Origin of the sequence: Solibacillus sp. FSL W7-1464 (assembly GCF_038004425.1) — a bacterium.
In the GTDB taxonomy this organism is placed as follows: Bacteria; Bacillota; Bacilli; order Bacillales_A; family Planococcaceae; genus Solibacillus.
Genome location: NZ_JBBORC010000001.1, coordinates 721,264 through 743,857, shown reverse-complemented (window position 1 = coordinate 743,857; position 22,594 = coordinate 721,264). Strand labels below are relative to the sequence as shown.

Annotated in this window: 24 protein-coding genes and 1 pseudogene; 3 read left to right on the top strand and 22 right to left on the bottom strand. The window is 39.2% G+C overall.

The window, feature by feature from the left end; translation table 11 throughout:
• Positions 1–576: 576 nt before the first annotated feature.
• The 6 genes from fliS to MKZ25_RS03485 form a co-directional block, all read right to left on the bottom strand.
• Positions 577–984, bottom strand: a complete 408-nt coding sequence (gene fliS, locus MKZ25_RS03510; RefSeq protein WP_340800164.1) for a flagellar export chaperone FliS — start codon at positions 982–984, stop codon at positions 577–579.
• Positions 985–1,028: 44 nt separating this feature from the next.
• Positions 1,029–1,388: a flagellar protein FliT gene (locus MKZ25_RS03505; RefSeq protein WP_340800163.1), complete on the bottom strand. Its 360-nt coding sequence runs from the start codon at positions 1,386–1,388 to the stop codon at positions 1,029–1,031.
• A gap of 18 nt (positions 1,389–1,406) precedes the next feature.
• Positions 1,407–2,951 (bottom strand): flagellar filament capping protein FliD, encoded by a 1,545-nt coding sequence (gene fliD, locus MKZ25_RS03500; RefSeq protein WP_340800162.1) that lies wholly within the window; start codon positions 2,949–2,951, stop codon positions 1,407–1,409.
• A gap of 57 nt (positions 2,952–3,008) precedes the next feature.
• Positions 3,009–3,362, bottom strand: a complete 354-nt coding sequence (locus MKZ25_RS03495) for a flagellar protein FlaG (protein ID WP_340800161.1) — start codon at positions 3,360–3,362, stop codon at positions 3,009–3,011.
• A 103-nt stretch (positions 3,363–3,465) separates the two neighbouring features.
• Positions 3,466–3,705, bottom strand: a complete 240-nt coding sequence (locus MKZ25_RS03490; RefSeq protein ID WP_340800160.1) for a hypothetical protein — start codon at positions 3,703–3,705, stop codon at positions 3,466–3,468.
• 234 nt (positions 3,706–3,939) lie between these two features.
• Positions 3,940–5,253 carry a reverse transcriptase domain-containing protein gene (locus MKZ25_RS03485; protein ID WP_340800159.1) on the bottom strand — a complete coding sequence of 438 codons (1,314 nt, stop codon included), beginning with the start codon at positions 5,251–5,253 and terminating at the stop codon, positions 3,940–3,942.
• 588 nt (positions 5,254–5,841) lie between these two features.
• Between MKZ25_RS03485 and MKZ25_RS03480 the strand changes: the two genes are divergently transcribed.
• From MKZ25_RS03480 to MKZ25_RS03470, 3 genes and pseudogenes are all read left to right on the top strand, one after another.
• On the top strand, positions 5,842–6,747 hold the full coding sequence (locus MKZ25_RS03480; protein WP_340800158.1) for an endonuclease: 906 nt from the start codon (positions 5,842–5,844) through the stop codon (positions 6,745–6,747).
• A 636-nt stretch (positions 6,748–7,383) separates the two neighbouring features.
• A pseudogene (locus MKZ25_RS03475) lies at positions 7,384–7,506 on the top strand (N-acyl homoserine lactonase family protein); the annotation flags it as partial.
• A gap of 514 nt (positions 7,507–8,020) precedes the next feature.
• The gene (locus MKZ25_RS03470; RefSeq protein ID WP_340800157.1) at positions 8,021–8,878 is read left to right on the top strand and encodes a DNA endonuclease; all 858 of its coding nucleotides are present in this window, start codon (positions 8,021–8,023) and stop codon (positions 8,876–8,878) included.
• A gap of 440 nt (positions 8,879–9,318) precedes the next feature.
• Here MKZ25_RS03470 and MKZ25_RS19845 read toward each other — a convergent pair whose 3' ends face one another.
• From MKZ25_RS19845 to MKZ25_RS03390, 16 genes are all read right to left on the bottom strand, one after another.
• A complete protein-coding gene (locus MKZ25_RS19845) occupies positions 9,319–9,558 on the bottom strand; it encodes a flagellin (RefSeq protein ID WP_445326850.1) in 240 nt (79 codons plus the stop codon).
• Positions 9,559–9,777: 219 nt separating this feature from the next.
• Positions 9,778–10,782, bottom strand: a complete 1,005-nt coding sequence (locus MKZ25_RS03460; protein WP_340800156.1) for a flagellin N-terminal helical domain-containing protein — start codon at positions 10,780–10,782, stop codon at positions 9,778–9,780.
• Positions 10,783–10,940: 158 nt separating this feature from the next.
• Positions 10,941–11,153: a carbon storage regulator CsrA gene (csrA, locus tag MKZ25_RS03455; protein ID WP_340800155.1), complete on the bottom strand. Its 213-nt coding sequence runs from the start codon at positions 11,151–11,153 to the stop codon at positions 10,941–10,943.
• Between the two features lie 4 nt (positions 11,154–11,157).
• Positions 11,158–11,592 carry a flagellar assembly protein FliW gene (fliW, locus tag MKZ25_RS03450; protein WP_340800154.1) on the bottom strand — a complete coding sequence of 145 codons (435 nt, stop codon included), beginning with the start codon at positions 11,590–11,592 and terminating at the stop codon, positions 11,158–11,160.
• Between the two features lie 11 nt (positions 11,593–11,603).
• A complete protein-coding gene (locus tag MKZ25_RS03445; protein ID WP_340800153.1) occupies positions 11,604–12,158 on the bottom strand; it encodes a DUF6470 family protein in 555 nt (184 codons plus the stop codon).
• A 55-nt stretch (positions 12,159–12,213) separates the two neighbouring features.
• Positions 12,214–13,089, bottom strand: coding sequence for a flagellar hook-associated protein FlgL (gene flgL, locus MKZ25_RS03440; protein WP_340800152.1), 876 nt, complete (start codon positions 13,087–13,089; stop codon positions 12,214–12,216).
• Positions 13,090–13,102: 13 nt separating this feature from the next.
• Positions 13,103–14,671 (bottom strand): flagellar hook-associated protein FlgK, encoded by a 1,569-nt coding sequence (gene flgK, locus MKZ25_RS03435; RefSeq protein WP_340800151.1) that lies wholly within the window; start codon positions 14,669–14,671, stop codon positions 13,103–13,105.
• 136 nt (positions 14,672–14,807) lie between these two features.
• A complete protein-coding gene (locus MKZ25_RS03430) occupies positions 14,808–15,311 on the bottom strand; it encodes a flagellar protein FlgN (RefSeq protein ID WP_340800150.1) in 504 nt (167 codons plus the stop codon).
• Between the two features lie 36 nt (positions 15,312–15,347).
• On the bottom strand, positions 15,348–15,608 hold the full coding sequence (gene flgM / locus MKZ25_RS03425; protein ID WP_340800149.1) for a flagellar biosynthesis anti-sigma factor FlgM: 261 nt from the start codon (positions 15,606–15,608) through the stop codon (positions 15,348–15,350).
• A 328-nt stretch (positions 15,609–15,936) separates the two neighbouring features.
• Entirely contained in the window at positions 15,937–16,347 is a 411-nt protein-coding gene (locus tag MKZ25_RS03420) for a TIGR03826 family flagellar region protein (protein WP_340800148.1), read from the bottom strand.
• A 98-nt stretch (positions 16,348–16,445) separates the two neighbouring features.
• On the bottom strand, positions 16,446–17,051 hold the full coding sequence (locus MKZ25_RS03415) for a ComF family protein (protein ID WP_340800147.1): 606 nt from the start codon (positions 17,049–17,051) through the stop codon (positions 16,446–16,448).
• Positions 17,044–18,495, bottom strand: a complete 1,452-nt coding sequence (locus MKZ25_RS03410) for a DEAD/DEAH box helicase (RefSeq protein ID WP_340802964.1) — start codon at positions 18,493–18,495, stop codon at positions 17,044–17,046. Before MKZ25_RS03410 ends, MKZ25_RS03415 begins: the two co-directional genes overlap by 8 nt.
• A 100-nt stretch (positions 18,496–18,595) precedes the next feature.
• The gene (locus tag MKZ25_RS03405) at positions 18,596–19,438 is read right to left on the bottom strand and encodes a DegV family protein (protein WP_340800146.1); all 843 of its coding nucleotides are present in this window, start codon (positions 19,436–19,438) and stop codon (positions 18,596–18,598) included.
• Between the two features lie 448 nt (positions 19,439–19,886).
• Positions 19,887–20,402 carry a nuclear transport factor 2 family protein gene (locus MKZ25_RS03400; RefSeq protein ID WP_340800145.1) on the bottom strand — a complete coding sequence of 172 codons (516 nt, stop codon included), beginning with the start codon at positions 20,400–20,402 and terminating at the stop codon, positions 19,887–19,889.
• 285 nt (positions 20,403–20,687) lie between these two features.
• Positions 20,688–21,362 (bottom strand): response regulator transcription factor, encoded by a 675-nt coding sequence (locus MKZ25_RS03395; protein ID WP_340800144.1) that lies wholly within the window; start codon positions 21,360–21,362, stop codon positions 20,688–20,690.
• 22 nt (positions 21,363–21,384) lie between these two features.
• Positions 21,385–22,548: a sensor histidine kinase gene (locus MKZ25_RS03390; RefSeq protein WP_340800143.1), complete on the bottom strand. Its 1,164-nt coding sequence runs from the start codon at positions 22,546–22,548 to the stop codon at positions 21,385–21,387.
• Positions 22,549–22,594 lie beyond the last annotated feature (46 nt).

The window sequence follows — 22,594 nt, the reverse complement described above, 5'->3', positions numbered from 1 at the left end:
CAGTAAAAAGGAGTATACTTACTATATGTCGGTATACCCCGGCTTTCAAACCTCAGGTGATGTCTATGCAGGATCTTCACCTGGGGTTTTTTATTTTGCCATTTCACATACTCACTCACCCCCTTTGCCGGTTAACCTTGCTTGGTAACCGCTTTCTTTGATGAATAATAGTAATAGAATTTTTCCAGCCAAAAATAATACCGCGATGGAACAGAATTGTGATAGATATTTAACCGATTGATTATGTATTGGGAAAACGGACGAAATTTCGGATTCGTGGGATGTAGTGGCATCTTGGGGTTTAATATTACCGTTTTCTACTTACTAAGAGGCAAATATTAATTTTTTGATGCTGATGTTTACAGGATGTACTCAGTGCAGGGTTTTATTCCAAATTAGATGCTTTTTTGATTAAATTTGCTAATTATTTACATTATACAAAATAGTACAATATAATCAATAGTATTTTGACTATTTTAAATTTTGTAAATAGTGAAGTTGATATTTCAGAGGAAAGTTACATTTGAAAAAGCCGATGTGAGAAGATAGCAGTCTTCTCACATCGGCTTCTAAATTTTAAACTTGTCCGGCTGTACCATATTGCTGCTGGCGTGTAATTTTGATTACTTCTTTCCATGTGTCGCGGAATTCTGTTACTAGGCCTTCGACTTCTACGATAATTGTAGAGTCGTTGTTGATATTCGCTTCCATTAAACGGCGGTTCATATAGTCGTATAATGGAATCATTTGCTTGGATACATCAAAATCTGCATTTAAAGTAGACATCAGTTCCGAAATAATTGCCTGTGCCTTTTGGATGTTTGTGTTTTTTTCTTCGATGTTTTTTTCTTCAATCGCTTTTTTGGCTCTCGTTAAAAACTTCAGGCAGCCATTGTATAGCATCAATGTAAGCTCACCCGGTGACGCCGTTGTCACACTGTTTTGTTTATATGCATTAAAAGCAGCTGCTGTTTGAACTGTCATTATACACACTCCTCTATAGTTAAAACGCGCATACTGGCACGTTGTTATTTCTTCTGATCGTAGTACTTCCCGTCCATGACACGAACGGACGCATACGGGTTATTATACTGCACTTCGCTTTTCTTTGCTGTCTGGACGTTTTTCATATCCTGTCTGATTTCGCCCATAATTGATGCCAGACGTTCCTGTATCCCTTTGTCGAGCTCTTGTAACAGCGCATGCTGCGGGTTTGTTTTAGAAAGCTGAATATTTTCCTGTTGAAGGGAGGCAATGAGCTGCCCGCGCTCTTCCAGCAGCTCATCAACCGTTTTTAAAAGCGCATCACGGTCTTCCGTTTGCCCTACTTCCCCAAGCTGTTTAAAGAGCTTTGCGGAAACTTGAAGTAATTGTTGTTCTACCGCCATGTTTTCGCCTCCGCTCTTTTAGTAATACTGACTCATTAATGACGCTGATTGACTGTTTGCCTTGTTAATCATCGCTTCCATCGCACCGAACTGCTTCCAGTAACGGTCTTCAATCTTGATCAGCTTGTCTTTCCACGCATCAAGACTTTGATTCACGTTACGCAAGTATTTCCCTAAAGTATACTGAGTTTCCGTCATCGAGCCACGACCTGCACGCTCATCGATTTTCTTCTCGATTACATCCATTTCATCACGGATCTTACGCATGAAACCTCGTGTATCACCCGTTCCTGTTGACCCATCAGCTTTTGTAATTGATGCAGATTTCTCGCCGTTCATCGTCAGTAATTGCACAACTGCATCCGGATCTTCTTCCAATGCTTTACGCAATTTCGTTTCATCAATTTCAAGTGTACCACCACTCATGTAATCTTTCGAAGTGCCTATTCCGATTGTGTACAGGGCATTGTACTTTTGATTTGTTACTGCATGGTTTGTTTCGTAAACAAGACCGCGAAGTGATGAAAGTCCGCTCGTAATAATCGAATCATTGCGCAACAAACCGCTTTTCGCACGAGTTTCCCAATTCTCGATATCTTTTGTATCCATCTCTTTCTTTTGTAGCTCTGTCAATGGCTGATAATCGCGGTATTTAGGCTGTTTTGTCTGATCCGTTAAATCCTTGATGAAGCCATTGTATGTTGAAACGAACTCTTTTACTTTGGTCATGATTTCGTCGACGTTTGTGGAAGAAGACATTGTTACTGGGTTTTCTGAAAATTTCGCTTTTAATGTAACATTATAGCCGTTAATCGAAAAGGAATTTGACGTGCGCTCTGTTGTGATACCGTTCACTTGAAACTCTGCATTTTGGCCTTTTTCCGTTACCAATTTTTCTAAGCCTAATTTTGCAAATAACTTCGTGCCCTCTGAATTTGTTGTTATCGCATCTTTAAGCCCCACACCGTCCTCTTCAACTACCTTACCAGTGTTTTTAGCAGTAATCGACACCTGTCCATTTTCAAATAAAACAGAAACCCCTGCATTACTGCCATTTATTTTTGTAATTAACTCACCTATAGTTATATTCTCATCAATTACGATTGATATTTCTTCGCCCAATTTCCCTTGAGTATTAATTGCGCTTAGAGTAAAATTCGTTGGCAACGTTTCTCCGGGCTCTTTAAATAAATCTTTTAACTTTGTACTGCTCGTGTGGTTAATTGGCGTACCAATCCCCCTTGCAGCTTTAGCTAATTGCGAAACACTTTCTAGAGTTAATGAACCAGAAGCCGAACCAGTCGCTACCGCCGACACTAAATCCGAATTCGAACTTGTTGCCGTCTTTGTATTTAAGCTTTTTAAAATGAAATTATCCGCAATGTACGTATCCAATGTCGTCATTTTTTTATTGACGTCACGGTAGGCATCGCGCTGCCATTCGTAAATTTGCTTTTGCTGCTCGAGCTTGTCCATCGGCATTCGCTCAGCGACCATCAATTTTTCTACAATACTATCTATATCCATACCTGATGCCAGACCGCCAATACGCATCGTTGACATATAATCTCCTCCAAACTACTTATCCATCCATTTTGCCTGGCAATATTACGGCCGGCACTAAATTTTTTTATCGACTATCATTCCTACGAGCTTTTGCATTTCATAAAACACATCCAGCACTTTTTTAGAGGGAATTTCGCGGATAACCTCTTCAGTTTCTGTATTTATAAGCTGTGCATAATACGTATCCAATCCTTCATGAAAAACAAACTTCAATTCACTATTATTAATTGTAAAAAACTCATTCATTGAATCAATCGCCTGATTCAGTTTTTCTTTCGTGTCTATTTTCTCTACTGTTGGTTGACTTTGCTGGGTAATGATATCCGTCTGTACAGGACGCGGTGGTTGTCCTTCTCCCGACTGCTGTGTCGTGTTCGGCATTGAAATACTCGTTCCATCAATTCGCATTTGTACCCCTCCCGTTGACTTTCCTTGTTATGTATTTTATCGGCTGGAAATTCGTTTTTTTTAGGGCGTTTGACAGTTGATGAAATAATTTTACTAGCGTTCCTCAATTGTAAAAAATTCGCAGCTGATTTTCCAGTTCAGCTACCTCATCCTTCAGTTGCAAAAAACGTTCGTTTAATCGATGCTTTTGACTTTCAAGCAAAGCTGTTTCATCTGCTGCTACTTGTTCGGCGATATGTTTCATTTCATACAATTTCTTTTCAATTTGCGCAAGCACCGCATCTCGCTGTTTGATCCACTGCAGCTGGGCTTCCAAAAATGCCCGCTCTTCTTCGTTATTCATAAAATCCTCCTTCAAATTTGGATTACTATAAAACGCTGTACCTATGCTCAACTCTGCATTTGCACTCCATCAACTTAGAACAATTGATGAATTAAGGAACCTTGCTGCATGTAATTATGAATGCCCTTTTTCCTCTTCCCCTAAATTGTTTGTGCACCCGTGCAGTATACGCATATTATGGCATTTGTTTTTATGAGTTTCTCTTAACATGCAATCTATAGCCCATTCTTTTTTCTATTTTCCTTTCCTGTTTTTAATCTGCTGTAGCATTAGGTTATTTGTAGTAGGTGAAACTTCGTTAAATATTTTTTGTGAATTTTTTGCATACGTTATAAAATTCCCATAATCCCCGCAATTCACGCCCAAATCTGTATATAATCGATAAATATCTCTTTTATACGGAATTCGCTTAAGTCCCTTTTTTGCTTTAATTTTTTTTGCTTGATCAATCAATTTGTATGCTTTCCTATAAAATTTATATGGGCTCTTGCTCCGCATAGCAACATTTTCCCCATCATATACAAAACCCAAATAATCGATTTTACAGTTTGTTTTATCACTTAAATTAATAATATTTGAGGCATTAATTTCAAATAGTTGTGTCTTTTCCTCTTGAATATGCAATTTTTCCTCTATAATAAATTGATAGGTTTTTTCTACGATTTTCATAAATTCATCTACATCAATACGTTTCCCACAGATATCTTTGGGTACTATCAATATGAAGTCGTCTGAGTAACGTCTATAAATACCACTGTATTTATCTACTAAAGTTTTAACCTTTTTATCAAATATCGTTGTATAAACATTTGCAAATACTGCACTGATTGCACTCCCTTGAGGTATTCCAAAATTATTTATATTCCTTTTAACGCATCTATGTTCTTTTTTGAAATTACGGAAATCCTTAAATGTTTCAAAATATTTAAATTGACGCTTAGCTTTGATTTCTCGATCAGTACCTAATTTCAAATTTAAAAAATCTTTCTCAATATAACTATATTGAGTAATGGACTTGAAAACTTTATACCAATCCTCTGAAAGTAATTTCACGTCTAATACGTCCATTATTCTTTCTTTTAAAAAAGCATGATCTAAACGGTCAAAGAATTTTTCGAAATCACCAACCATTATAAAACAATCTTTAAACATTCGAATCATATTGATTACTTCTGCAGCAAAATCAATATTACTCTTCCTTAATTTATTATCTCGATATGCGATTGAGCAATCATCTATTAAATGCCTGGCTGACCACTCATTATATTGTTTATTAAGTTCTTCACCATAATATTTATAAATAAAATTATCTAAGTGCGATGCATACATGATATCCCGTGTCTTTTCTTTTATTGGTCGTTTGTCGTCTCTTGCATCTATATAATCTTCATTATACATTTCATATTCAATCGTATAGTGAATTAATGGAAAAAAGCTATGTTTCGATATCTTATTCTGATTCGTAACATAGCTTTCAACATTTTTAAATTCAATTCTATTGTCAAAGTGGAGATATTTTTTTGCCTTAAATTTATCTTTTTTAGTCATATAACCATCCTTTTTCTCAGAGCAGATAAAGCAACAATCCAGCTCTTGTAAAACTGCTTTTCTGCGCTTCGGTCATAGGTTCAAAGAATATGACCATTTTTTCTTCAATGAACCGCTGGGAAAAAACTGATTTGTTATAATGGAATTGAATATCTATTAAATCTGAATGGAGGAATTATCGTGCAAATTTCCATACAATTCTCATTTGAGATAGCATATTCGCAGTGTTTTCTAAGCTGTCTTATTCAGACTTTACTTAGTCTATTCGCTCTAAGCTTCTCAAACTTATTAATAGCAAATTTCAAACATTATTCCCTATCATCTTAAATAGTAGGCAATTATATTATAGCAATTTTCTGACATAAATACCACAGTAATTCCCAAGCAATCTGTTTTTTACCGGGGGCAGGAAAATCAAAAAACAATAATAATCCAGATGTTATTGATCCTTAGCTATGAAAGTTTATTTATATTATGTTAATTGAAAACCCCATTTCGTTTTTAGTTAAGTGAATATTAAATGCAGTATATTAGGCAACCATGCTACAATATAGAATATACGTTCTTATTTTATAAGGGGTGAAAACTATGAGAGAGGAAAATGACTTCTTCCATTTTATTTGCGGCAAATTATTAGGAGATGGTTCGATGACAAAACAAGGAAACAGGAAAGCAAGATTCCAATTTATGCACAGAGCTGAGGATTTAGAGTGGACAAATCATTGCTATGAACTGCTAAAGCCTTTCTTACCGCTTAATCCGCCTGTCTACAAAAAAGTAAATGATTCACGACTTAAAAAAGGGTATTCTGAAAGCTTCTTTGTGCAGTCCAGAACGAGCCCTGTGATTTCAGAATTATACGAGCGATGGTACCCTAACGGAAATAAGAAGTTGCCTCTCAATTTTCTCGAACACTATCTGAACGAACAGGCGCTTGCCTGGTGGTATCAGGATGATGGCCATTTGAAAATCGTGAATAATGTTGCACAAAAAATTATTTTATCTACCGACAGTTTTTCAGAAGATGAAAATACATGGCTTTTACACTATTTGTTTAATAAGTTTCACTTACGGTTTCATAGAGACGGCCAAAACCGTCTTATTCTGTATGATCAATTTCAAATTTTTTATTTTCTGCACCTTATTTCCCCTTGGCTACATGAATCCATGAACAGAAAAGCACTGGCGGCACAACCCATTAAAGCAATTGCCAAAAGAACTTCCATTTACTTGCCTGAAAAAATCAAACTTATTAACCCAACTTATGAAATTAATGAGCAGCTCCATAAATTGAATACCCTACTAATTGATGAAACGGGCAGCATTTGCAATGATTTCATTTTTGATACCTTTAAAACCTTTCGGAGTACGGAACAACCTATGAAAAGCTATCAGATTATCATTGAGGAAAATCATAGATATACACTTGCCACGATACGCCAGCAATCGGGGCTGACTGTTAGTAAGTTGGTGGAATATTGTTTTAGTGTATAGAGAGGGGACTTCCTTCGTATGTAGGGACATAGACATTTTTCGCCAAAAACATAGGCAAAACCGAGCAGACTGTAATGCAAAACTCATCGGCATATTGTTATTGTATTATGTGATACAGTAATTACAAATGGGGCTAATATGCAACTTCACCTCAAAATATTTGTACACCCGGTGCAGAAAATCCAGTTTAATAGAACACTTTGGATTATTTTAATGGGAGGCTAGTGAAAATAAGCGTATTCTAGATTTTTTAGTGTATATTTATAAATTGTAGTGAATTGTGTGTGCACCCGGTGTAGGAAATTCGGTGGAATATTGTTTTAGTGTATAGAGAGGGGACTTCCTTCGTATGTAGGGACATAGACATTTTTCGCCAAAAACATGGGCAAAACCGAGCAGACTGTAATGCAAAACTCATCGGCATATTGTTATTGTATTATGTGATACAGCAATTACAAATTGGGCTAATATGCAACTTCACCTCAAAATATTTGTACACCCGGTGCAGAAAATCCAGTTTAATAGAACACTTTGGATTATTTTAATGGGAGGCTAGTGAAAATAAGCGTATTCTAGTTTTTTTAGTGTATATTTATAAATTGTAGTGAATTGTGTGTGCACCCGGTGCAGAAGATTTATAACCATACAGTTGAACGTATTCGCTCATTCGTAAATGAAAATAACTCTGAAATCTGGTTTGGACATGACTCCGATCAATTTAAAACACTTATTAAATCAACTGAAGGTTATTACGAATAAATAACGTAAGCCTAAAATATAAAAAGAGTGCCCCTTTACGGTACGCTTGACGAATAGCCAGTTAGCTGAAATTTTTTCGGTTAACTGGCTATTTTGCACATGTGCGCTTTGAACTCATAAGCATGTTCAAAATGTTGTACATGTTTCAACGTCGCTGGAATAAATTTCGCTTCTTCACGTACCATCGTTGAACTGAATTCTACCATTTCACTGAGACAACAATCACAAGCTAAATTAGCTGGAGGATTAGAGCCGCATAAGACTTTCGTTAATTGACGAACTTGTTCCGTCAACGCTTCAATTCGTAAAATCCTGTTTCATAATTCCTTCAGCTCCTTCATAATCGTTTGGATAATGCGCTCATCTCCCCCATTGAAGAATGAAATTTTATTGTGTATGCACCCGGTGCAGGAAATCCCAACATTCCTACTATCTTTATTAGATTAACCTTTACGCATATTATATAATAGAATACACGTTCTCGTTTAATTGATATAATTGGGAGGTAGTTTCCATGAAGTGGCTTGAAGCACTTACTGATATACAGCGCAATGTTTTAATAGCTAGTATCATAGCTGATGGGGAAATAACGAAATGCTACCCTGGCACAAGACGGAAAAATAATAGCTATAGGGAACACTATGGTAAAACGCAGGAACCTTATAGATATTGGAAGCAATCTTTGTTACCTGAAATTTTTTATATCACTCCTAAAAGTCAAACTTTACGGTCTGCATCTCTTCCTATGTTCACAAAATTATATCCATATTTTTATGACGCAACGGGGTCAAAAAAAATCCCTACAGAACTATTAACTTATTGTACACACCCCTTATTTTTGGCTGTTCTTTACCTGGATGACGGCTCTTTATCAATTTCTAAACGTATTAATCATAATAAGAAACTAATTTATTTAACCCCTCATATTTTTCTGTATCTACAAAATTATCCAAAAGAGCAGCTTGAACAATTGCAACAACATTTTACCCAACGATTTCATCTCGACTTCTCAATTAATAAACGGAAAGACGGTCATGGTTTTATTTTGCGTTTTACATCTGTTGAAAAAACTTTTCATTTTTTGAACCTAATAAAGCCATATGTAAAATCTTGTAATGGCATGGAATATAAACTCGATTGGATGTGGCGTTTACAGCAAGAAACAGAATTGCTCTCTAAAATATACCCCCATTATGAAGTACGCACATCAAGCCACGAAAGATTCAGAAATTATAGTGACGATGAAATCGCTAAGATTATTTCTTTGGTTCATGAAAAAAAGACACAGCAATCAATTGCTAATGCCTTAGGTCGATCGTATTGGTCAGTCGTTTATAAAATCAAAGAACTCCGGAAAAATAACTTACTATAATTTTCCAGTTTTACTTTTATCTATTAAAAAAAGACCCTAGCATGGCTAGAGTCTTTTTTGTTATGAAAATTAACGTAATAATTGTAATACGCCTTGTGGTTGTTGGTTCGCTTGCTTTGCGACTGTATCTTTCGAGTACAGAATAGACTATATCTTCACCCTAAATGTTTAGGGGCTGGGCACTTCGAACAGCTGTTGCTGCCCTACGGATTTCATTGTCATAGCAAATGCCTTAGACCGTATATCCTAGTCGTTGAACCTTCTCCAAAGTTTCCTTACAGGAGCTTGGCTGCTGATTATCCATTGTTAGATCTCAATCATTTTCAAACATTCACGCTGACCGTTTCCAGTTACGTTGTAGTTGATCAAGCTTTAGGAAGTTCCAGCAATTCACCCAGTGATGATCTTACCCGTTACCAAGTAAGACGCCCTTCTCATCATTATCTCAAAAGTTGTAAAACTCCTTGAGGCATCTGATTCGATTGAGCCAACATTGCTTGTGCAGCTTGAGAAAGAATTGAATTCTTAGTTTGTTCCATCATTTCTTTCGCCATCGTGCGAACATTTACTTTCATAAATGACCAGACTATATCTTCACCCTCTAGCAATCTAGTAGGGGTCGGGCACTTCGGATTCACAATGCTGATGGACATTGTATCACCTATGGATTTCATCATCATGAGCTATGCTTTTAGATGGTCTATCCTAGTCGTTGAACCTTCTCCACTCTTTTGAGACAGGAGCTTGGCTGCTGATTGCCCAATCTTTTCTTTTTTCAAACCTTCACGCCTGTCGTTTCCAACTACGTTGTGGTAAGAAAAGCTCTAAGGGGTTTCCAGCAATTCACCCGATAATAATCGCTAGCCGTTACCAGCTAGGACGACTGTGCTTGTCACTGCCTAGGCAGCTAAAGCATAATCTACGTCACGGATACGAGATTCCGCAGCAGTTAGGTTTTCAGAAGATGTGTTTAAGTTGTTGATTGTATGCTCTAAACGGTTTTGAGTTGCGCCGAGTTTAGAGCGTTCAGCTGATACTGTTTCAATTGCATCATTAATTAATTTCATTGCAGCATCCGCAGATCCTTGAGTAGAAATGTCAATACCTGCTTTACCGCTGTCAAGATCAATTAAATCAGTATCATCAGCATTTTCAGAAGCAGTTAATGCTGTTGCACCTGGTTTTGCTTCTAAATCATCATCAGTAGTATTTACACGGATATCACTTAAACGATACCATGTAGCATCCTTATCATTACCATCTAAACTTACTGCATGAATATTCCCATGTTCATCTTTTAATACTGCAGTAGCACTTATATCTGCATTAGCAGTTGATTTAAATAAGGCAATATCCGCTGCAGCAGTTGATGCTGTTAAACCTTCTACCTTACCTGAAACTCCTAATGCATGGGCAGACATTTCTCCAATTGACAATTTAATATTTTGTCCGTCATTTGCCCCGATATGGAATACTTTGTTTTCGAAGCTACCACCTAATAAATTTTGCGTATTAAATTCAGTATTTTCTGCAATACGTGTAATTTCATTAGCTAACTGGTCTACTTCTTTTTGAAGCTCATCACGGTCTGTATCTGTATTGGTATCATTTGAAGACTGAACTGCTAATTCACGCATACGTTGAAGAATATCATGTGTTTCGTTTAATGCACCTTCAGCAGTTTGAATTAAAGAGATACCATCTTGAGCATTTTTAGAAGCCATATCTAAACCGCGGATTTGTCCACGCATTTTTTCTGAAATTGCTAAACCTGCAGCGTCATCTCCAGCTTTGTTAATACGTAAGCCCGAAGATAATTTCTCCATTGATTTAGATTGAGCAGTAGACGCCGTGTTTAATTGACGGTGTGTATTTAGTGCTGCAATGTTGTGATTAATTCTCATTATGATTTCCTCCCTGGAATGTTTGACCCACTTCCTTGTGGGCAAATTTTGTTTATGTAGAAGAGAAGTTAGCCGGCCGGTCTGGCTTCTCTTGCTGACACTATTAATATCGGTCAAACTATAATTTGTTTAATAGCTTTTTTAAATTTTTTGCTTTTTTATTTCAACTTATCAAGCAGCGATAAATCCTTCACCGCTGCCTCCGTATTCGAATCGGAAATATCCTTCCTTAGCTCCCCTCGGATGATGTCCACATGCCGGGGTGCCCGGATGCCTACCTTCACCTGGTCGCCCTTGACTTCCGTAATAATGATTTCAATCTCTTCATCAATCCAGATTGTTTCGCCTACTTTTCGTGTTAGTACGAGCATGTGTTCATCCCTCCTTTTTTTCTGCGACTAACCGGTGTCGGATGGCATAGTCTTCTTCCAGAATAATCTGCTTTGCTTTTCGGTTTTCAATATTTAAAATAATCGGCGCCTTTAAATTTACTGTTGAGGTGTTAAGTGAGTCCTTTAGTGATACAAGGACAAACACAGCAACTTTTTCACTGCTTTTAATATCCAGCGCTTTAATGACAGCTTCGTCTAGTTCAAAGCTGTAATCAGCTACGGTTGCATACGGTGTTGTAATAATAAATGCCAGTTCTTGGGTTTTTAGGGACTGCAACGCCTGGAACACGTTCCCCTCTGACAATGGTAGCTGAATAAATTCCTTTTCTTCTTCAAAACCAGGTAAACCATGCTCAAATTTAATGATTTGGGATGGGTTGATTTCGACTTCACCAATATAAGCAGTTGTAATTTTCATCGTATTCTCCTTTATACAAGCCAATCAATTTTTAAGGACGGGTATTGCTGCATTTCCACATTCACTTTCCCCGGTGTGTAGTTATGGATTGGCTTGTTTATTTTTGTATTATTAATCACTTTTTGCGGCTCCACCTGAATATCTGCTGAACTGGGTGTAAAATTTATTTTTACGCTATCGGCTTGCGGGATAAATTTAATTCCTAAGCCGGAATACGGCTGTCTTCCGGTTCTTTTTGCCTGTTCTGCAAGCGGGTTCCTACCGTTTTCAATTTTCATGAGCTCGATGCCTTCTTGTACTCTTCTTGCCAATCCTTCCATTGCCGTTTGCTTACTGTATTGGGCAACTTCGGCTGTTCGGCTGCGTGAACTCATTAAATCAAGGCTTTCTCGCATTTCAACCGAATCAATGGATAGCTCCGATTTCGTTGTACGAATTGACATTTCAGCTTTCGGCTGCTGAAGATCCAAATCGGCTTTTGGCTGTTCGATTTGCTGGACCGCTCTTTGTGTTGTCAGTCCTATTTGTCCTCTTGTTGTCTGTAATTGTATTTGCGGGATATTCATATTGTCCCTCCCTTTAAAGAAAGCGTTTGGCACAATGTGTCCAAACGCTTTTTCATTATCTTAAAAAGTCTGCTAATGTTGGTTGAATAATTTTTGCCCCTACCGATAAGGCGGCACGGTGAATCGATTCCTGGGTAATCATTTGCGTAATCGTTTTTTCATAGTCGATGTCTTCATTTTCCGACATGCGCTTTGTTGCGATTACTTCCTGCGACTGCAGGCGTGTGTCCATTAATTCTACACGGTTTTGAAGTGCACCGATTCCTGCTCTTGTTTCAAGGAGCTTGTTCATGTTGGTATCAATTGTCGATAAATGTGCTCCTAGTTCGCTACCAGATGCACCAACTTGAATCGCTGTACTGATATCTTCCAACATTTTATCAATATCTTTAAATACATCGATGGGAGTACTATTAATCGGCAGCATAATTCCGCTAAACACTTCAATTTCTATCGGTTTTGTAAAAGCTGGATCGTCTACAAAATTTTCGCCATCAAAGGGTGGAGTCGTTGTTTTTGTCCCGCTGAAAATATAGCGGTCGCCGATTTTAGTGTTCGCCAAGTTTTGAATGTGTTCTCTTATCTGCTGTAGCTCACTGTCGATTTTCTTACGGTCGTCTGCTGTCATCGTATCAGATGAAGCTTGTACCATCAGTTCATTAGCACGTTGGATCGTTGAACCTATTTTATCGAATGTATCATCTGTCGTATCAAGCCAGTTATGTGCTTCACCGATATTGCGGGCAAATTGCTCCACATTATTCAGCTCAGCACGGTAGTTGATACCTTTCATAGCAGTAACGGGGTCATCTGATGGACGGTTCACCTTTTTTCCTGTGTTCACCTGCTCCTGCAGTTTTCCCATTTTTTCATAGCTGTTTGATAAATTACGCAGCATATTGCCTGAAAGCATTGATTGTGTCACACGCATTTCGGTCTACCTCCTATAATCCGGCGCGGCCCATGCCGTTGATGATTTTATCGAGTGTTTCATCGATTACGGTAATCATGCGGGCATTGGCATTGTATGCCTGCTGGAATGTGATCATATTTGTCATTTCTTCATCGAGCGATACAGAACTTACCGAGTCACGGCGTTCTTTCACCGCCTGCTGAAGTGTCCCTGCATTATATTCAAGACGCGTTGCCTGTTGACCGTCTACACCGAGCTGGCCGATTAAACCTTCGAAGTATGTTTGAACACTTAAATTGTCAAGATCACCTAATGTTTTGAACTTCATGTTAGCAAGCAGCAGGGCGTTTTTACCGTTACCCGCTTCCGCCTTAGTTGGATCAGGAAGCCCCGTTGCCGGATCGATGACTTCCGGTGAATCGGATGCAGCAATTTTGTTCGGATCTTTCGTGATCGTTTCTGATACATAGATATTAGCTGCTGTAATATCATTCGGATTCAGTGTCCCTTTTTGTACAAAGAAGTCGACTCCCTGAGCTCCAGCTAAATCTGTTCCTGATTTATGAATAGCATTGAACTCATCCGCAAAAGCTTTCGCCATGTCATTCAATTTGTCGATCATTTCCGGGAACATACCTGCTTCAACGCCATTTGAGTCTTTGTAGCCATAGGAATTGACAAGCGATTTGAATTTTCCGAGATCGCTTAGATTATTTACATTAATCGAAGTACCACCGACAGAAATAGCTGTCATATTTCCTACAGGTGTCACGCCATCTGCTGCACCTGTCGTTTGGAACTGCGCATAATTTTTGCCGTTCACCAAGTTTACTTTCGTGCCATCCTTCAATAATAGATTCACATTAATCGGACCTTCTGCAATTGCCAGCGCATTCCCGCCTGAGCCTTTTTCCGAACGTTTTACTTCAATCGGGAAATGTGTCGCAAGCTCATCTATTAAACTGTCACGAGCATCATATAAATCATTGGGCATATAGCCATTCGGTTCGATTGTTTGGATTTGGGCGTTTAAATCGCCAATTTGTTTCAATATCGAGTTCGCATCTCTTAATTGAATGCCGATTTCCGCACCTGCATTGTCCTGGATTTTTTTAATCGAGTTAAACATGTAATGGAAAGAATCTGCTACTGCAATTCCTCGCTGTACGACAACTGCACGCGTTCCGCCATTTTCCGGACGGACATTCAGATCCTGCAGGGAATTCCATAACTCATTCATTGATTCAGCCAACCCGTAGTCAGATGGTTCATTCAACACATCTTCTAGCTGACTGATAGAATGCGATCTTGTCTGCCAGTATCCAAGTTTATGCGTTTCCTGTCTGTATTGCTGATCTACGAAACTGTCTCGAATTCGCTGGACAGAATGTGCCTGTACCCCTGTTCCGATATGCCCCGCTGTTTTACCTGTATTTAAACCCGGACTCGGGAATCCTGGAGTTGTTTCCATATTAACGCGCTGACGCGAATAGCCATCTGTATTGGCATTTGAGATATTGTGTCCCGTTGTATAAAGTGCTGATTGCTGTGTAAAAAGACCGCGCTTGCTTGCTTCAAGTCCCATAAATGTTGAACGCATTGCAGGACCTCCCTTTTAGTATGTTATAACAAAATTTGCTTAAGTATCTGCTTTCACCCAGATGATAGAATCCAGATTATTCTTCCTATAAAAAATCGCATGTAAGCCTCCGCAGCATGCGGAAGCTTACATGCGATTAGGCTTTAAATTCATTGAATGACCGTTTCGCCACTTCTGTATTCCCGCGTATTTGCGCACCGGAATAATTGAACTGCTCTGTTTGCTGCGGGCGCATTGCATCCAATGTAATGTTAATAAACTGCAGTGAATTCATGACCAGTTTCTGATTCAAATCGTTTTGCATCTTTAATTGGTTCAGCAACTCGACTAAACGTTCGCGTACGCTGACCAAGCTTTGAGTAGATTCGCTGTTTTCAGCGGCCGTTATTACATCGGCAACAGATGGTGTGTCAGTGAGAGCAATTCCTTTTGCTCGGAGGTAATCCGTTACCATCACCTGACGCTGTTGCTCAATTGTGTTAATCGCCGCTACATGTGACTGCTCATTTTTGATGAGCTGATCAAGCTTTTCCATATCACCTTGCTTAATGTATTCTGTTTTCGCAAGTGCTAGTTCGAGCAGACTTTTATGCATTTTTTCTAGCTTTTCCAGCGTGACGACAATATTGGCAATTGACATGTAGTAAGCCCTCCCTTGCTCATAAAATTTATGTGATTAGCCTTTGTAGAATTTAAGCATGTCTTCAGCAATCTGCTTTGCGTCTACTTTATAATTTCCTGAGTCAATATCTTCCTTGATTTTTTTCACACGTTCGGCACGTTCATTTGCATAGGTCGAGTTTGCCTGCATTTCTTTTGCTTTTGTTGAAATTTCGATCTGGTCTGCAAATGTTTTTGGAGTTTCTGTAGTTTTCACAGGACGTGCTTGCTTATTGTAATTATTGATCGCTTGTAAACCTATTGGATTAATCTTCATATTTATAGACCTCCTCTTAAAATCAGTTACGTCTCGATTCGGCTTCAGGTCCACACAAGGTGGATAAGTCATCCTTTATCGCGCGATGCGACGGTTTTAGGATGACTTCTTTTATATAAATAAATCCCTGCCTAACCTTCGACTTCCGTCCGGGGCTAAAACTTCCTTCAGCTGAATAAAGTTAAAAGCTTCGTCTACATTATATTTCGACTGATTTAGCTGATGTTTAAGCATAATCGGAAAAAACCAGACTAATGTAGTATATTATTATGCTCATTTTACTGAAAATAAAAACGAAGTCCTATTTAAACGACTCCGTTTTAGACAATTATTTTTTATCGGAAAGGTATGTTGCACGTTCACGGCGTTCAATATCATCGCGAAACTCTTTTGCGGCATCAAATGTTCGCAACTCGGATTTTAGCTCATTTTGACATTTTTCACACAGCTTCCCCGAATTTGTGATCTTTCCGCAGTTATCACATGGATATCCAAGGTTCGGAAACATCGCCGGGTGTAAACGCCCTTTTCGCACCCATTTATAAAGCAAGTCACGCTGAACTCCTGTTGCCTCTACAATGCGGTCAACATTTGCTGCACGGTTTTCACGCTTACGAAGAAAACGATATACCTCCTGATACAAATCCTCTTCTTTTTGTGCACAGTTATGGCAAACATCCCTCACGCCAGTATAGTTAAAAAAAGCATTACATTCCGGACAATTTCTTAATTCCGCCATTCCAAGCCCTCCTTCTCTTAAAATCTACTTCCGTTTATTATACAAATAAATTCGATAACTTTGTTGACAACTTCCCAACATCTTAATAGGTTCTAATTTCACCCACGGATTAATGTAAATCCGTCCACTGTTTTCGCACCGGCTTCGAGCAGCGCCTTTTTTGCATGGTTTAATGTTGTCCCTGTAGTATAAATATCGTCAACAACGAGTAAATTTTTATCTTTTATTGCAGAAGGATCGGTGACTTCAAAAAGTTGCGGCGTATTTAGTCGCTCTTCTCTCGTTTTAAGTGATTGCTGCCCAGTAGAAAGCTTTGTTAAATGGTGGGCAAACGAGATATCCGCCGCTTTCAACAATTCATCGATATGGGGAAACGTTCTTAGTTTCAAGTTTTCGGGATGCATCGGAATCGGAATAATGAGCCGGGTTTCGTTTTTGAGCTGTTCGTTGAGGATTTTGTTGAATACCTTTGCAAGAATGACATCGTGCAGAAATTTATAGCGATGCAAATAATCTTTCATTGCTTCATTATAATGGAATAATGATACCACTCCATCTTCCTGTTGCTGCTCGATTCGTTGAAAGCGTTGTTCACAGCGGGGACAAATCGTTTGAGGCAGTGTATTCAGGAGCAGTTCTTTCCAGCCAATGCTTTGCTGAAGTTCGCGATCACATAAGAGACAATTGAGAATTTGTTTATTCATGGCGGTTCATCTCCACTATTTTATTGCGTGCCCGGTCCATTTCTATCGTGATGCCATGGTGGAAAAATACGATATCCCCCGTAGGATACTGCACATTTCGTCCAACCCTTCCGCTAATTTGGATAAGCGCACTGGATGTGAAGAACGGATTTTCCGCACCAACTACTGCGACCTGGACATTTTTAATTGTGATACCGCGCTCCAATATCGTAGTCGTCAACAAACCTTTCCGCTCTTCATTGCGCAGTTGCAGGACTTTTTCTTTCCGGTCAGCGTCTTCGGAATGGACACTTTCAATAGTAGGTTCTAATTTTTGGAATAGGGGTGTAACTTGTTCCATAAGTTCAATTGTCGGAAAGAAGATGAGAAATGGCTCGTTTTTCTGGAGCCTTTGCTTGACCCAAGCTTGAAGCTTTTGGGGGATTTTATTTTTCTGAAATGCTTTTTCGTAATTCCAAAGCGACTGGAACCTCGGGACTGGTAAAGGATGACCATGGAATCTTCTTGCGATAAATGAGCAGCCCCAGTTTTCTTTTCTTTGCTGAAGGAGCAATTTGTTTGACGGAGTTGCTGTCACGAATGCAATCGGGGCATCCGGTTTTTTCGCTTTTAGTACCGCACGCTGCAGTGCCTCATCATACGTGTACGGAAACGCATCTGCTTCATCAACGATCATGACGTCAAATGCATGCTCAAACCGGTACAGCTGGTGTGTTGTCGCCAGAATAAGCGGGGCAAACTGTGTGCTGATTTCTGCACCTCCGTATAGCGCGTGAATCGTAATATTTCGGAACACCTGCTGAAAACGAGGATACAGCTCCAAGACGACATCCGTTCTTGGTGTGGCCACACAAACTCTTTTTCCTGCTTTCAGTGAATCGTATATTGCAGCAAAAAGAATCTCGGTTTTTCCTGCACCGCAAACCGCTTCCAATAGGTGATTTCTGTTTTGTGAAATACTTTGGGCAAGTTCATCTGCCGCTTTTTTCTGGTGTGCTGTCAGATTGCCGCTCCAGGCAAACTGAACTTGCGTCTTCCGCTTCCTGTTTTCCGCCCCTTTCCACAGAATCAGTTCATCGCAGCTGCACATTCGCCCCATCGTAATACAGTGCCGGCAATAATGGCAGATTTTTTGACACTTCGCACAGTGAAAAGAAATGAATTTATGTGCTTGTTCATTTAGACAACGACGGCAAATCAGTTTAGGTTTTGTCATGACAGCGGGGACCGTTTCAAAATAGCCACGACCGGTATAGGTTTCGATTTTTTCATGAGGAAATGGTGTGTAGTTGCGCGGCCATATTCGACCTGTGAAGAAATTTACCATTGCAGGTTCAGGGATAAAACCAAAATAACTCGTATGGATTGGGTGATTTTGTTTGCTTGAAATACAGTATGGTTTGAGTAGTCGATAACGTTTTTTTGCTGATGTTGTTAACATAATTTTCGCTCCTTTATTTCGTTTTAGTCTTTCTCTTCTACTTTCCAACCACAAACAAAAACAGCCACTCTCCCTTAGAAGTAGTGACTGTTAGCCTAAATCATCATTTCTTAATCCAACCGATTCCCATTGAACCTTCACCTAAGTGTGTACCGATTACCGGTCCGAAATAGCTTAGCGTGAAATCAACTGTCGGGTAAGCGGCTGCTAAAGAATTCATCCATTCACTTGCTTCTTCTTCGCAATTACCGTGAATGACGGTTGCCTGAAGAGCGCCATGCTTTTCGACTGCTGAAGCAAGCTGTTCTTCCACTCGGCGTAGTGCTTTTTTGCGTGTACGGATTTTTTCGAACGGAACAATTACTTTATTCTGGAACGTCAAGATCGGTTTAACTTGCAGCAGTCCGCCGATTAATGCTGCGGCTGCAGAAAGTCTGCCGCCACGTTGCAAGTGTTGCAAGTCATCGACAATAATATAGACATCCCGCGTTTCCTTTAATTCATTTAAATGGGCCATTATCTGTTCGCCAGATGCGCCATCCAACGCCAGCTTTGCGGCTTCTTTCACATACAAACCCTGCAGGTAGGCTGCAACTTCCGAATCAAATGCGTGAACGTTGACACCTTCCACCATTGCGCCCGCTTGGACAGCACCTTGGAACGTTCCGCTAATTCCGCTTGATAAGTGAATCGTTACAATTTCATCATAATCTTTTCCTAAATTTTCATAAAGCTCGACAAATTTTCCGACAGATGGCTGCGTTGTTTTTGGAAACTCCGCTGCACCGCGAACACGGTCGTAAAATTCCGAAGCTGTAATATCAATTTCTTCATCGTAAAATGTTCCTTCAATGTTAACACTTAGAGGAATCATATGGACATTGTACGAATTTCGTTCTTCAAGTGTTAAATAGGCTGTACTATCTGTAACAATTGCTGTTTTCATCGCTCTCCCACTCTCCTATGTTCACTAGTTTACATGAACTCACTATAATTGTGAACGGTAATTTGCCTTTCTTATAGGGACTTCCCACTTTTAGAAACTCGGTGCTATATAAAAAAACATCTCCGCATCAATCGAGGACACTGAAAAAGTCATTCAATTATAAGGAAGGGCATGTTGGAACGAAAATTCGTTCCAACATGCCCTTTTCTTCGATGCCGTTGATTTCCATTGCGGCGGACGCTTTCCGCGGGCACGGCTCCAACTAAATGATCTGCGCCTAAACGGAGGGGCAGATCATTGGATTTTCCGCACGTGCTGTTCCCGCAGGAGTCGCCGCCTCCATTCCAATCAACTGGAGTGTCTTATTAAAAGAATGTTTTTTCTCCTTCTGTGCCCTCGCATCAATCCTCAAGATGTTTTTACTATATATATTATAGAAGACAGGTTATTATTCGCTGCCGATATAATAGATACTCGAAACTTTCCAGCCGTCTTCCTTTTTCAATACTGTTACTTGGCGGCCGACACCGGATAGTTCTGTTCCTGTATCGATTTCTTTCGTTTCTGTCTTTAAATTGGAAAATACTTGGGCTTCATCACCACTGTATTTTACAATCGTAATGTCATCGGCCGTGCGTTTCACATCATACTGATTGAAGACGTCGGAAACCGCTGCAATATCTTCTTCGTAATTAAAACCTGTCGCGTTTTTTGAAATTATATTTTTATAACGTTCTAAATCTTTTTCATTAAAGGCTGCAATATATTCATTAAAAGCAGTGATAATATTATTTTTTTCTTCCTCCGGGACATCTGCCTCTTCCTGAATTGAATCACCCATCATTTCAAAGCCTACAGTACCTTCGTCGATTGTTTTCTGCAGATTTTCAGGTGAAGCTTCTTGTTCATTCCCGCAAGCTGCCAGTACAAAAACCGCAAGTACAGCTACCAACCATTTTTTCATAATTTACAACCTCCCGCAAAACATTTTAGCACACAATATTAGAAAAACACATCTTGTGCCAAATAGCACGAGATGATGTTTTTTATGCCGACCCATTGCAGCTTTAACCGCATAAAAGTTCGATGTGCGAGTTATTCGCTTACACCTTCAAAACATTAGGACGAAACTTGTTCACAGATGTTTCATAGAATACACCGTTAAAACTATTTATTAATCGGCAATAATATGCAAAAATAAAAACAAGGATACAACTATCGCATCCTTGTTTTACCGTTTAATATGTAATTAACGTACTTCTACCCAGCCGTTTTTGATTGCTGTTACAACTGCTTGTGTACGGTCATTAACATTCATTTTCTGCAGAATACTTGATACATGGTTTTTAACCGTTTTTTCCGAGATGAATAATGTCTCGCCGATTGTACGGTTCGATTGGCCATCCGTTAATAATTGAAGCACTTCACATTCACGCTTCGTTAATAAGTGGAATGGACGGCGAATTTCTGTTTGATGGAAATTACCTTTATTTTCATGCTCTGATAGACGACGGAATTCCGCAACTAGATTTTTCGTTACTTTCGGGTGCAGGTAAGAGCCACCGTTGGAAACAACTTTGATTGCTTCAACAATTTCATCGGCATCCATTTCTTTCAGCATATAGCCAAGTGCACCTGATTTTAATGCGTGAGTTACATACGACTCATCATCATGGATTGATAAAACCATTACTTTTGCATCCGGATATACAGCGATTAGATCAGCTGTCGCTTCCACACCGTTTTTGCCCGGCATATTAATATCCATTAACACGACATCCGGTTCGTTTTGTTCATATAAATCCAAAATAGCTGTGCCGTCATCACCTTCAGCAACAACTTCAAATGTGTCTTCAAAATCTAAAATACGTTTTACCCCTTCACGGAATAATTGGTGATCATCTACAATAATAATTTTTGTCATTTCGAAACCCCCTGGAATTCTGCTATCTTATCTCTTCATCTTTTGTCGGCAATGGAATTTTCATTAAAATCGTTGTGCCTTTACCAATGCTGCTGCTAATCTTCAAAGAACCTTTCAGCAGATCGATTCTTTCTCTCATTCCCATAATACCGAATGACCCTTCACGAACGCTTTCTGTATCAAATCCAACCCCATTATCTTTTATCACAACATTAATTTCGTCACATAACCACTCCAGTTTAACAATAATCAAATTCGGTTTTCCGTGTTTCAGTGCATTGTTTACACTTTCCTGCACTAATCGGAAAACGGCCACCTCATAATCTGAAGGGATTCTGCGCTCGTTATTGTATGAAAGGAACTGTATCTCAACACCTGGATTATATTCCATAATCGTGGATAAATACTTTTTCAATGTCGGATCAATACCTAAATCATCGAGTGCCATTGGACGTAAATCGTAAATAATGCGGCGTACTTCGGATAAGGCATTGCGAACGCTTATTTTCAAGTCATGTATTTCTTTTAAAGCGGCGTCGGCTCCTTTTTCCCGGAAAGTGCGGTCAATTAAATTCGAACGCATCAGCACATTCGCCATCATTTGTGCTGGCCCATCATGAATTTCACGCGATAATCGTTTTCTTTCTTCTTCCTGGGCCGCGATAATCCGTATGCCAAAATCCTGTTTGATTTTTGCCTGTTCCAGTGCTGCCCCGACATTTTTCAGATCGGTCGTCAAAAAATTGATCACAACATTCACTTGGTTTACGATATGATCCGCTCTTTCAATCGTATCATAAAGTGTGCGCAGGCGTCTTTCCAAATCGTCACGCTTATCTCTTAGCTGCTTTTCACGCTCCCGGCAAAGGGAGACCTTTAATTGTAAATTACTTGTATTTTCATAAGCGGCACGTATTTGCTCTTCTGAATGATTATTGAAACTTTTACTTACAACGACTAATCGCTGTCTTGATAATTGAAGCAACTTTTCCAAGTTATCGCTTTCATCTATTATAATCTTTATTTCATGACGCACAACTTCCAGCTCTTGTTGCATCTCTTCAAAGTTTCTGCGGCTTTGTTCGCTTATAATAAATACATCATCTTTCGAACTTGTAATAGTTTCCAACATTCGATTAAATATTACATCAAGCGAGGCGATGTCTATTTGATTGTTTTCTAGCACTTTTTCCCCACCTTACTTAGTCAGAATGCGAACTACTCTATCTTTT